At 43.9% G+C, this 12,351-nt stretch carries 12 protein-coding genes; 2 read left to right on the forward strand and 10 right to left on the reverse strand.

All coding sequences use genetic code 11. From position 1 onward, the window contains the following. Window positions 1-47: 47 nt before the first annotated feature. Window positions 48-371, reverse strand: coding sequence for a hypothetical protein (locus LDO73_RS11470; RefSeq protein ID WP_224057995.1), 324 nt, complete (start codon window positions 369-371; stop codon window positions 48-50). Between the two features lie 470 nt (window positions 372-841). On the opposite strand from LDO73_RS11470, the gene LDO73_RS11475 reads away from it, so the two are divergent. Then, entirely contained in the window at window positions 842-2,092 is a 1,251-nt protein-coding gene (locus LDO73_RS11475; protein WP_224057996.1) for a hypothetical protein, read from the forward strand. 154 nt (window positions 2,093-2,246) lie between these two features. On the opposite strand, the gene LDO73_RS11480 is transcribed toward LDO73_RS11475, so the two are convergent. Both LDO73_RS11480 and fabB read right to left on the reverse strand, forming a co-directional pair. After that, a complete protein-coding gene (locus tag LDO73_RS11480; RefSeq protein ID WP_224057997.1) occupies window positions 2,247-2,504 on the reverse strand; it encodes a hypothetical protein in 258 nt (85 codons plus the stop codon). Between the two features lie 162 nt (window positions 2,505-2,666). Then, window positions 2,667-3,878: a beta-ketoacyl-ACP synthase I gene (gene fabB / locus LDO73_RS11485; protein ID WP_224057998.1), complete on the reverse strand. Its 1,212-nt coding sequence runs from the start codon at window positions 3,876-3,878 to the stop codon at window positions 2,667-2,669. A gap of 201 nt (window positions 3,879-4,079) precedes the next feature. On the opposite strand from fabB, the gene mnmC reads away from it, so the two are divergent. Further along, window positions 4,080-6,110 carry a bifunctional tRNA (5-methylaminomethyl-2-thiouridine)(34)-methyltransferase MnmD/FAD-dependent 5-carboxymethylaminomethyl-2-thiouridine(34) oxidoreductase MnmC gene (gene mnmC, locus LDO73_RS11490; RefSeq protein WP_224057999.1) on the forward strand — a complete coding sequence of 677 codons (2,031 nt, stop codon included), beginning with the start codon at window positions 4,080-4,082 and terminating at the stop codon, window positions 6,108-6,110. A 65-nt stretch (window positions 6,111-6,175) separates the two neighbouring features. Here mnmC and LDO73_RS11495 read toward each other — a convergent pair whose 3' ends face one another. The 7 genes from LDO73_RS11495 to LDO73_RS11525 all read right to left on the reverse strand — a co-directional run bounded on the left by LDO73_RS11495 (window position 6,176) and on the right by LDO73_RS11525 (window position 12,289). Next, the gene (locus LDO73_RS11495; RefSeq protein WP_224058000.1) at window positions 6,176-6,691 is read right to left on the reverse strand and encodes a GNAT family N-acetyltransferase; all 516 of its coding nucleotides are present in this window, start codon (window positions 6,689-6,691) and stop codon (window positions 6,176-6,178) included. A 22-nt stretch (window positions 6,692-6,713) separates the two neighbouring features. Beyond that, window positions 6,714-6,986 (reverse strand): YfcL family protein, encoded by a 273-nt coding sequence (locus tag LDO73_RS11500; RefSeq protein ID WP_224058001.1) that lies wholly within the window; start codon window positions 6,984-6,986, stop codon window positions 6,714-6,716. A 30-nt stretch (window positions 6,987-7,016) separates the two neighbouring features. After that, window positions 7,017-7,565: an elongation factor P hydroxylase gene (locus LDO73_RS11505; protein WP_224058002.1), complete on the reverse strand. Its 549-nt coding sequence runs from the start codon at window positions 7,563-7,565 to the stop codon at window positions 7,017-7,019. A gap of 17 nt (window positions 7,566-7,582) precedes the next feature. Continuing rightward, window positions 7,583-8,386, reverse strand: coding sequence for a TSUP family transporter (locus LDO73_RS11510; RefSeq protein ID WP_224058003.1), 804 nt, complete (start codon window positions 8,384-8,386; stop codon window positions 7,583-7,585). A 176-nt stretch (window positions 8,387-8,562) separates the two neighbouring features. Beyond that, window positions 8,563-9,651 carry a chorismate synthase gene (gene aroC, locus LDO73_RS11515; protein ID WP_224058004.1) on the reverse strand — a complete coding sequence of 363 codons (1,089 nt, stop codon included), beginning with the start codon at window positions 9,649-9,651 and terminating at the stop codon, window positions 8,563-8,565. Window positions 9,652-9,756: 105 nt separating this feature from the next. Next, window positions 9,757-10,689: a 50S ribosomal protein L3 N(5)-glutamine methyltransferase gene (gene prmB, locus LDO73_RS11520; RefSeq protein ID WP_224058005.1), complete on the reverse strand. Its 933-nt coding sequence runs from the start codon at window positions 10,687-10,689 to the stop codon at window positions 9,757-9,759. Between the two features lie 193 nt (window positions 10,690-10,882). Next, window positions 10,883-12,289: an amino acid permease gene (locus LDO73_RS11525; protein ID WP_224058006.1), complete on the reverse strand. Its 1,407-nt coding sequence runs from the start codon at window positions 12,287-12,289 to the stop codon at window positions 10,883-10,885. Window positions 12,290-12,351: the final 62 nt, after the last annotated feature.

Raw genomic sequence — 12,351 nt, forward strand, 5'->3', positions numbered from 1 at the left:
AAAGCGAAAGCCTTGGCTATCGCTTTCTATTCTTTATATGACCCATCCTAAATATTTTGTTTCGGATAGCCCTGCTCGCGTAGCCATTCGCGACCCACATCAATAGTTGGCGTTTGCACAATAAAGACAAATAATGCGCCGATCATGCCCCCTAACAATGCGCCGCCTAGAAAACCACCTGAAAAGAAACCAAAGAAAAACAACATAAAAGCTAATACGGCGGAAAGTAAAACCGCGAGTCCTGTGAGCTTCCAATATTTCGCACCCATGCGTTTTTTACCTTCTTTCAGGCATTGACGAAACAGACGCCCTTGCTCTTTTCTCTCTAACCCTGCTAATTCTGGAACACTCTTCGCCGTCCAATACGCCATCTTATCTACCTTTCTTTTTAATTAAATTTTGTCTAACGCATTTATACGCAGCTTAGAGGTAAGATACTTGCGGATAACTCTGATAAATCAGATTAAGTACTTATAGAGACTTCAATATCTTGAAGAAGGTATTCTGTCTAAAGCTGATTAATTCTAACTATCTTAGTTTTGATGTTATCCGATTATGAAATTAATTCACAAATTCCACCACTGTGTCGCACAAGTGTAGTTTTATTCTATGTTTTACAGCCAGGCTTCTGAATCTAAGTACGTTCATTCGAATGCCTTAATTTTTCATTTCATGAAGTAAATTTACGCTTTCTCTGAGTTCATTATCCTTTAAATTATATCTTGCATTTAATCCACACCCTTATGACTAAATTCACAAACGCTAACTTATTATGACTTTTATTAAATTTAATAATCAATATAATAAGCTCCCTCAGATTTTATTATTCAAAAGGAATAAAATGTCACTTGAACCAAGACATGAGCTATCCAATCAAGGAGCTCCAAACTTTATTTTCATTTTATTAATGATCATCGGTATCCCTTGCATTCTTTTCCCTACCTTAACTTTGTTTATTATACCTACTGTTATATTCATTTCCTTTTGCTTCTTTATTCACTACTTATATTCCGAAGGGCATTTCTCCGAAATGCTTTCAGGTATCATTATAGGGATTATAATTACCGTTGTTGCAATGGTAATTCCTATTGTAGGGCCAATAATCTTAGTGCTTTGGATTATCTATAATATAGCCAAAGCGGTTAGTAGCATTAAAGGGTTAGTCCCAGATGCTATTATCAGTATTTTATTAGTAGCCAGTTTAATTATTCCATTTATTTTGGATGTTAATCGCTCTTCTTACCGCCATCGCGATGATATCTCTGAAAGAATTGCCTGTGCAGCAGCCTATATTATAGTTTCTGCAATTTATTATTTCAGAATGAAAAAGCAGCCGATGACCACAAAAGACTATCTTTTTAGATTCTCTATCTTATGGATTTCTGGCCCCTTAATTATGCTGCTAATCATCATGATTGCGATGTCTATAAAAGCAGCATTTAGAATTGCGGTAAATACTACATTCACACCAACCACAGTAACACAGAATGTCTCCGCACACATGAGAGGTGAAGTTGCTATTAGCGCTTATACCAGAGAAGTTACTCGTAATATCGCAACAACTACGACTAGCATTCTTCCGGGTACAGGTGCCGTTACAGCATCAATATTAGGGGAGGTTGCACCTAAAATTAGTCAGAATGAATCAGAAATAAGCGTGGAGTCCTTGCCTCTTAAGGATCATAGTTCATTGGCAGACAATTTTTATCAAACTAACACTGAGCATAATTTCTATCGCCGCGATGATCTTGATAACAAAAAAATCAATAATTTTGTTCAGCGTGCTAACGCTAAATTCCCTAATCATCATATTAATAAAAATGATATTTTGTTTTATTACAATGAGACTGTATTTGGTAGTGGTGATAATGGCGTTATTTTAACATCTGAATTTGTTTGCTGTTCGTTAGGTCGATTATATGAAAGCTTCATTATTCGTTATGCAGACATCAAGCATGTCAGCATAAAAGGGTCGTTGAATAAAACAATCACAATTCTTAACAAGAAAAATGAAAAACATAAAATTGAACTGACACAATCCAACAAAGGTGCAATGAAACTATATGAATTAATCAAGAAGTTTAGTTCATAACGCTTAGAGCCAGCTCTCCTGATAGGCTATCAATCGAGTATGGAAATAGCCTGAAAAGGCTAAGACATGATTAACCATTAAATATTCTGTGGGCTGGGTGGTTTATCGTGGCCAATAAAATTTGCCCCATAAAGATCTCGGGGCAAACTTTTTATTAATAAAACGGATATTTCGTATAACTCAGCAAGGTAACATTCTTATTACCCATGCCTTCGCCATAATAAACATATTTTGATGGTGGCGTGGAAACCTCAGCGGCTTCTTTTTGTCGTTTTTCAAAAAGTGGAAACGTGATTTTAGTGTTAAATGCACGCTTAATTTTGGCTGGGAACAGCCCCTTAATACTTTTAATCAATGCATTACCCAAAATTTTTAAATCATTTTTCCAAATCTTACACCGTGTGAAATCCATATTAGCTCCTTATTGATACATTAATGGAGCAAATATCATGGCACTATTTTCATTACGGTAATTTAATAAAATGATGATTATGGTGGTAGCGATAATTAAAGCATAAAAAAAGCGAGAGCCTTAGCCCTCGCTTTCTATGCAGTGCATTTCAGTGAATGAAGCTTATGCTTTGTATTTGCTCATCACTAACGTTGCGTTGGTTCCACCGAAACCGAAGCTGTTAGACATCACTGTGTTCAGTGCTTGCTCCGTTGGTTTGGTGATGATGTTCAAGCCTTTCGCTTTCTCATCTAAATTCTCAACGTTGATGCTTGGTGCGATAAAACCATGCTCTAACATCAGCAAGCTATAAATCGCTTCTTGAACGCCTGCTGCACCTAAAGAGTGACCTGTCATCGCTTTGGTTGCAGAAAGTGCTGGGCAATCGTGGCCAAACACTTCTTGAATAGCTTCTAACTCTTTAGTATCACCGACTGGCGTTGAAGTACCGTGAGTGTTGATGTAGTCGATTTTATCAATACCGTGCATTGCCATTTGCATACAACGCACTGCGCCTTCACCAGATGGAGCCACCATATCAGCACCGTCAGACGTTGCACCGTAGCCAACTACTTCTGCGTAAATATGTGCGCCACGCGCTAATGCGTGCTCTAACTCTTCAACCACGACGATACCACCGCCGCCTGCAATAACGAAACCATCACGATCTTGGTCATAAGTTCTTGATGCTTTTGATGGAGTTTCGTTGTACTTAGTAGACAGCGCACCCATTGCATCGAACTCACACGTCATTTCCCAGCTTAGTTCTTCACCGCCACCAGCAAACACAACATCTTGTTTGCCCAGTTGGATCAGCTCAACCGCGTGACCGATACAGTGTGCAGAAGTTGAACATGCAGAACTGATTGAGTAGTTAACGCCCTTGATTTTGAACGGGGTTGCTAAGCAAGCAGAAATACCGGAAGCCATTGCACGAGTCACCATATATGGACCCACACCACGCAGACCTTTTGCACGCATACCGTCAGAGCCAGCCACTTGGTTACGAGGGGAACCACCACCAGAGCCAACAACAACACCCGTACGCAGGTTAGACACTTGGTCTTCCGCTAAACCTGAATCTTTAATCGCCTGTTCCATTGACAGGTATGCATAGACAGAGCAATCACTCATGAAACGGCGGACTTTACGGTCAATCAGACCTTCAGTATCCAGCTTGACATCACCCCAGACATGGCTACGCAGCCCTGCCTCTTTAAATTCTTCTGAGAAAGTGATCCCGGAACGACCTTCCTTCAGAGAAGCCAGTACTTCTTCCTGGTTATTACCAATGCTGGAAACAATACCTAGGCCAGTTATGACTGCACGCTTCATTCGTTACCTCATGTCTATAATTATATGATTACGGGATTACAGGTGTCACTTTAGCTTACACTTGTACGCTGAACAAGTCCGATCAGGGTAAATATTTGTATTTTTTTTATCATGGCACAAATAAGGCTTTTATGTGACGGTAGCCTTACAGTGATATCAGCGTTAGAATTTGAATATGATTTTGCAATAACGGGCTTAAACGTGAAAAAGACAGCTGTACAAACCGCTCACCTCAGTTGGAATGAGGAAGGTACACCGATTTCAGAACAGTTTGAAGACATCTATTTTTCTAACCAAAATGGGTTAGAAGAGAGTCGCCATGTGTTTTTGCAGGGAAACCATTTTCCACAGAGATTTCTAACACACCAAGATGAAACTTGTGTGATTGCCGAGACCGGATTTGGTACTGGATTGAATTTTCTCGCTTTATGGCAGGCCTTCAACCAATTCAAAGCCGAAAATCCCAATGCAAAATTACAACGACTACATTTTATTAGCTTCGAAAAATACCCTTTATCAAAAGCCGATTTAATCGCCGCACACCGTTGTTGGCCTGAGTTAACCGAGCTCTCGGGGCAATTATGTGAACAGTGGCCACCCGCTCTACCCGGTAACCATCGAATTATTTTAGAAAATGGCACAATCACCCTCGATTTATGGATTGGTGATGTAAATACGCAAGTATCCATACTTAATGACAATTTAAACAATAAGATAGATGCGTGGTTTTTAGATGGTTTTGCCCCTTCCAAAAATCCACAGATGTGGAGCGAACAGTTGTTCGCTGCAATGGCAAAATTTGCGCGTCAAGGCGGAACATTTGCTACCTTTACGGTAGCCGGATTTGTCAAACGCGGATTACAACAAGCTGGCTTTACTATCATGAAGACCAAAGGATTTGGTCAGAAGCGTCAAATGCTGACAGGGGTACTAGAAAATAATCTGACTCGCCCGATGGCACCTTGGTTTGCGCGTCAACCTGCATCTCATACCGACGATATCGCGATTATTGGCGGTGGAATTGCCAGCCTCGCCTTAGCCCGTTCACTCAGAAAACGTGGAGCGAATGTCACGATTTATTGTCAAGACCAACAAGTCGCCCAAAACGCATCTGGAAACCGTCAAGGCGCAGTCTACCCCTTATTAACTGGGAACGATAACGCCCTAGAACGCTTTTTTGTCAGTGGTTTCCCGTTTGCAACTCGCTTTTATCAGCAGCTTAGCGCGCAAGGTATCGAGTTTAATGGGCAATGGTGCGGGGTAAGCCAAATGGCGTATAACCCTAAATCCACCAAAAAAATCGACAATATGCTGCAAACTGAGTGGCCGGAAGAGTTTGCCGTTGGTAAAGATAGACAACAACTTAGTGAGCTTAGCGGCGTGGATGTCAATCATCGAGGTATTTATTACCCAACTGGTGGCTGGCTCTGTCCTGCGCAATTATGCGAAAGCTTAGCGCAGAAACTCGCTGAAGAAGGCGTTAATTTCTATTTTGGTCTGTCAGTCACCAGCTTACAGCGTTCAGAGGAAGGTTGGGAGCTAACACTCGATAACCAGAAAAAATCCAATCATCAAACCGTGGTGATTGCCAATGGTCACTTACTGAATCAGTTTGAGCAAACGAAAAACTTACCTATCACGCCTGTACGCGGACAAGTGAGCCATGTTCCGACTAACCCGGCATTGCAGCAATTAAAAACTGTGCTGTGCTTTGAAGGTTATATGACGCCAGAAGATGCCACAAACCAGCACCATTGCTTGGGGGCGAGTTATCAACGAGACAATTTAAGTCTTGAGTACTCCGAGGAAGAGCAGCAAGAAAATCAGCAAAAGCTACTCACCAGCCTACCGGATGTGGATTGGACTGCGCAGGTAGATATCTCCGGCCAACAATCTCGCCAAGGGATCCGTTGTGTGATCCGCGACCATATGCCGTTACTTGGCAATGTGCCTGACTTCGATGCCCTGATGCAGCAATATACGGATTTACCCGATCAACTGCATCACGAAAAATCTATCTCGCCATCGCCTGTATATCCAAATCTATTTGTGTTCGGCGCATTAGGAGCTCGAGGACTTTCCACTGCGCCACTTTGCGCTGAAATATTAGCCGCACAAATTTTTGATGAGCCGATGCCTGCTGACGATGACGTACTTGCCGCATTACATCCAAATCGTTTCTGGGTAAGAAAACTGCTGGCGGGACGCCCAATCACCACGAAAGAGGCGTAAACAAAAGGCACATAAACGAAAAAAGGCTTCCATTTGGAAGCCCTCAGAACGAAGCAATATTGAGATTAATTAACGCTCAACTTCATAGCACAGCGATCAATCGCTTGAAACCCTGCATCCATTTCGTGTTGCAAGATATCTTGTAATTCACTCGTCAATTGCGCCTCTTCCATTATCGAAAAACCAAGACGCTGATAATACGGTGCATTCCACGGAATATCACGAAATGTGGTCAGTGTAACCTGACCAATCTGTTGGGACTGTGCGAACTCGATAACCTGCTGGATAAGCCGCTTACCTAAGCCCTGTCCCTGCGCTGACTGCTGAACTGAAAGCTCCACAATATGCAGGCTATCGCTTAAATGCTCCGCCATAATAAAGCCAACTGGCTGATCATGATCATCCACAGCGAGCCACTCTAAGCCATTAGCGATGCAGTTAACGTGATTTTCTACGGGTTGAATCTCACTGTGGGCAATCCAATCAAACTTAGGGTGTCCGGCAAACGTTTTCCCCGCAGACGCTTCCACTTCAGGTAAGAATTGGGCATCTTCATGGGTTGCTAATCGAATGGAATACATGCAGCTAATAGAATCCATAAAACTAACGCACGGTATCTAACAGCGTTTTCCACATACCCAGCACCAGAATTTGGTCTGGTGGGGTCAATTCACCAGCTTTGATGGCATTTTGGATACTCAGCTCAACGCGCTGATACAATGCATCAACACTGCTTTCGTTCTCTTCTTCCAGCTCTGCCACAGCAAGGGTTAAGTGACCACGCAAATAGCCACCAGCAAACAGCTCATCATCGCTGGCGTGTTCAACCATATCATCAATTCTTGTCAGTATGCGTGTTTCAAAATCCGCAAGCATGCTTAATCCTTACTGTAGTGAGTGATTCTATTAGGCGAAAATATCTTCCGGATAGGGAAACAGTTCCGCGCAAAGTGGGGGTGTATTGTAAAACGATTGTAACGCATTAATAAAGCGCAGTGGTCTCTCTGGGATACCTTTTTCGAGGTACTCCATCACTTGGCCATGCACTTTGCGCATAAAGGCGATACGGTCGGGTTCAAAATCCCCTTCCAAATTGTCGCAACTCACATTAAACGGAATACCCGTTGCCACACAGAAAAACCAATCCAATGCTTGAGGTTTGATTTCGACCACTTCAAAGTCACACTGGGTTTTCTCATCGCGGCCATCTGGGCAGTACCAATAACCGTAATCCATTTGCTGGCGACGTTTTTCCCCAGCAATGCACCAGTGAGAAATTTCATGGAGTGCACTGGTAAAAAAGCCGTGCGCAAACACAATTTGGCTGTATGGTGTGGTACCATCGGCAGGTAAATAGATAGGCTCGTCGTCCCCTTTTACCAATTTGGTATTGTACTCTTCGCCGAAACACTGTTCGAAAATATCAATAAGTTGCTGATAATGATGTTGGGTCATGGAACGCTTAAATCATCTTAAAATAATGTGAGAAACCAAGCTTTAATATCATCACCGTGGCTGTCATTTAACAGCTTAATACTCATTAAGAGTGAAATCACGACGATCATCGGCCTGATAAGTTTTTGCCCTTTGGTTAACACTAAGCGAGCGCCAAGTCTCGCACCAACCATTTGGCCGGCAAGCATAACAAAACCGAGTACCCAAAGAACATGACCTCCGATAATAAAAAAGATCAAAGATCCAAAATTGGAGGCGAAATTTAACAATTTTGCATGTGCGGTGGCTTTGGCGAGGTTATACCCTAATAACAGGACATAAGCGAGTGCTAAAAACGAGCCAGTTCCTGGTCCAAATGCCCCATCATAAAAACCGATACTCATCCCCGCAGCAACCCCAAAAATTGGCATGCTAACGCGCTGAGGCCTATCTTGGACACCCAAAGATGGCGTGAGTAAGAAATAGAGCCCGACGCAGATGACCATCACAGGCAGCAGCTGCTTCAAAAAAGCAGTATCAATGGATTGAATTAAAATTGCCCCGAGCATAGCCCCTATTATGGTCATGATCACCGGGAAAATTTGCTCTCGCAAATTAATAGCTTTACGCCTTGCGAAATAGAGGGTGGCAGAGAATGAACCGCCAATGGCTTGTAATTTATTGGTCGCCAAGGTTTCGATGGGAGTGATCCCCACAGAAAGCAGTGCAGGAATGGTCAGTAAGCCACCGCCCCCTGCGATAGAGTCAATAAAACCGGCAAGTAGCGCGACAAAAAATAGCAGAGCGTAAACTTCAGGGGCAACGGCAGTAAGCCAATCCATTTCACATTCCAGATAAGTAAACTATCACGATGCAGATTTGTTATTTATTGATTATCTTATTAAAAGCTAAGCAATATCACAGCCCGGATGGATTATAATCGAGGTTTCATCCTAACCTTTAACTCACAGTGGATACACTTGCCAAGCAAGAATATCCACTGAAAAACGTCAATGACTTATTCGAATGGCGCTATCGCTGGCACAACATCCGCACACTGCCCACGGTGACGTAAAAAGTGGTCCATCAGCACAATCGCCATCATGGCTTCCGCAATAGGTACCGCGCGAATCCCCACACAAGGGTCGTGGCGACCTTTGGTGATCATCTCAACTTCTTCACCGTCGCGGTTCAAGGTTTTTCCTGAAACGGTAATACTAGAGGTCGGTTTCATGGCGATATGGGCAATAATTGGCTGGCTGCTGCTAATGCCCCCTAAAATCCCACCGGCATGGTTCGACGTAAAACCGTGGCGAGTGATTTCATCACGGTTTTCGCTGCCTTTTAAGCTCACGACACCAAAACCATCACCAATTTCTACGCCTTTTACCGCATTAATGCTCATCAGAGCATGAGCAATATCCGCATCTAAGCGGTCAAAAACTGGCTCACCTAAACCCGCCGGAACATTTTCAGCCACAACAGTGACTTTCGCACCGATGGAATCACCCTCTTTTTTCAAGCCACGTAGCAGCTCATCAAGGGCATCCAATTTGCTCGGATCTGGGCAGAAGAATGGGTTTTCTTCGACAATCGACCAATCTTTAATTTCACACTCTACGCTGCCCATTTGGGTCAGACATGCGCGAATTTGAATGCCAAATTTCTCTTGCAGGTATTTCTTAGCAATCGCACCCGCAGCAACACGCATCGCTGTTTCTCGGGCAGATGAACGCCCGCCACCGCGATAATCACGCAGACCATATTTCTGTTCATACGTGTAATCGGCGTGCCCTGGGCGGAACACGTCTTTAATCGCACCATAATCTTGGGAACGCTGATCGGTATTTTCAATTAATAGACCGATACTGGTGCCTGTCGTCACACCGTTAAAAACCCCCGATAAGATTTTCACTTGGTCGGGTTCACGGCGTGCAGTGGTATAGCGCGATGTGCCCGGACGACGACGATCTAAGTCGATTTGTAAATCTGCTTCTGTCAGTGCTAATCCCGGCGGAACACCATCAACGATGCAGCCTAATGCTAGCCCGTGTGACTCTCCAAAGGTGGTCACACGAAACAGTTGCCCAATTGAATTTCCAGCCATTCCCTGTTTCCTATTTGCTTGCGATTCTTATACTTGTTAAGAAATATGATGTTATGCGTAATTATTATGTTTTATGTGATTATGACAAGTAACGCAACTCTATTATTAATCAATATATAACGCAAAGTGTTCGTGATGTTCCACCAACTGTTCACGGGTTAACATAAACACACCGTCACCACCAAATTCAAAATCTAACCAGATAAATGGAATATCTGGATATTGGTCAATCAGATGCACCATGCTGTTACCCACTTCACACACTAAAATTCCCTCTTCCGTTAAGAAGCGCGGAGCGTTAGCGAGAATGCGGCGAACCAGTTTCAGACCATCGCTACCGGCTGCCAATGCCAGCTCAGGCTCAACACGGAATTCTTGCGGTAGATCGTCCATATCTTCAGCATCCACATACGGCGGATTGGTGACAATCAGGTCATATTTAACATCAGGCATGTCACGGAATAGATCCGAACGAATTGGGATCACTCGGTGTTCTAAACCATGATTCGCAATGTTTTGCTCTGTCACAGCCAAGACATCCGTAGAGATATCCACGGCATCCACTTCCGCTTCAGGGAATTCATGGGCGCAGGCAATCGCAATGCAGCCACTACCTGTGCACAGGTCGAGGATAGTTTGTGGCTCGTCAGACAGTAAGCCCACAAAGTGGTTGTTAATCAGTTCCCCAATAGGCGAACGCGGGATCAGAACGCGCTCATCCACATAAAACTCATGCCCACAGAACCACGAGCTGTTAGTCAGATAAGCAACTGGAATACGGTCATTAATACGGCGTAATACACGCTCAATAATGCGGTGACGCTCCGTTGGTGTCAGGCGCGAAGTGAGTAGCTCATCCGGTAAATCCAGCGGTAAATACAGGCTTGGCAAAACTAACTGTAAAGCTTCATCCCATGGGTTATCGGTGCCGTGACCATAATAGATATTGGCAGCATTAAAGCGGCTCATGGTCCAACGTAAAATGTCTTGAATGGTATGAAGTTCTGCGATGGCTTCATCAACGAAGATCTTTTCCAAGAAGGGATTCTCCTGCCTGTGGATTAAAAGGGAAAATTTGAATGGCTAAAGTTTGCCACGAAGTGAAAGACAAATCAGCAGATTAATGCAAGAAAATACGCAGATAAGCACTTGTTTGCGCATTTTGGCGCTAAAAATAACCGCGCCCCGGATTTTCATCAAGGGCGCAGTGTCTATCATGATATTAAAAACGTTACGCTAATTCTTCGACTTCTTCCGTAGGTTTTTCCGGTTTTTTCACCTTTCCTGATTTTTTCACTAATAGCGCGTAAGCAATGGTGAGCAACAACAACCAACCGATACCCACATACAGCGCAATTCGGGTACTTTCGAAATAGCCTAATACACCGAAAATAAACACCATAAAGGCAATTGCAAGGATCGGCGCAACTGGCCACATCGGCACTGGGAATTTCAATTGCTGAACTTGCTCTGGCGTCATCTTACGGCGCATCGCAAATTGTGCCAGTAAAATCATTAACCAGACCCAAATCGTGGCAAAAGTTGCAATTGAGGCGATCACTAAGAAGACATCTTCGGGGATCAGATAGTTCAGCACTACGCCAATTAACAATACCAGCACCATGACTAACACCGTCATCCATGGCACCCCATTTTTGGTTAACTTAGTGAATGACTTAGGTGCCTGCCCTTCGTGGGCCATGCCATACATCATGCGACCCGCACCAAAAATATCACTGTTAATTGCCGAAATGGCCGCGGTGATCACCACCACGTTCAAGATATTCGCCGCGGCTGAAATCCCTAAGCTATCAAAAATCTGTACAAACGGACTGCCATTTTGGCCAATTTGGTTCCACGGATAGATGCACATCAGTACAAACAGCGTTAATACGTAGAACAGTAAGATACGTACAGGCACTGCATTAATGGCTTTTGGAATAGTCACTTCTGGGTTTTTGGCTTCGCTCGCCGTGATCCCGATGACTTCGATTCCTCCAAAGGCAAACATCACCACCGCAAATGAGGCGATTACCCCACCTATCCCATTTGGCATAAACCCGCCATGGTCAAATAAGTTTGATACCCCAACCGCATGTTCAGAGGCTTGACCGAAGCCAAACATCATAATGGCCGCTCCGCCGACGATCATTGCAACAATCGCCCCCACTTTAACAATCGACAACCAAAACTCCATTTCACCGAATGTTTTGACGTGGCACAGGTTAATGGCACCGATAAAGCAAATAATACTGAGTACCCAAATCCACTGAGCCACATCAGGGAACCATAATTTCATATAGACCCCAAATGCCGTGACGTCAGCCAAGCAGACAATTAGCATTTCAAAAACATACGTCCAGCCTGTGAAAAATCCCGCTCGCGGACCTAAATAGTGGCTAGCATATTGGGAAAATGAGCCCGCCAATGGGCTGCGAACCGCCATTTCACCGAGCGCGCGCATCACCATAAAAACAGCCGCGCCCCCAATAATATAAGCCAGTAAAACGGCCGGGCCGGCAGTTTCAATGGCTTTGGCTGAACCATAGAATAACCCCGTTCCTATTGCTGAACCGAGGGCCATAAATCGGATATGGCGCGCAGAAAGCCCACGCGCAAGTTGTGATGTGCTTTGCATGTTGTGTCCTTCGTATTTTTATCAGTCGTTTCGAAGAGAATTCGCAGCCGATACATAGTCGG

This window comes from Providencia alcalifaciens (assembly GCF_915403165.1).
GTDB classification, from domain to species: domain Bacteria; phylum Pseudomonadota; class Gammaproteobacteria; order Enterobacterales; family Enterobacteriaceae; genus Providencia; species Providencia alcalifaciens_C.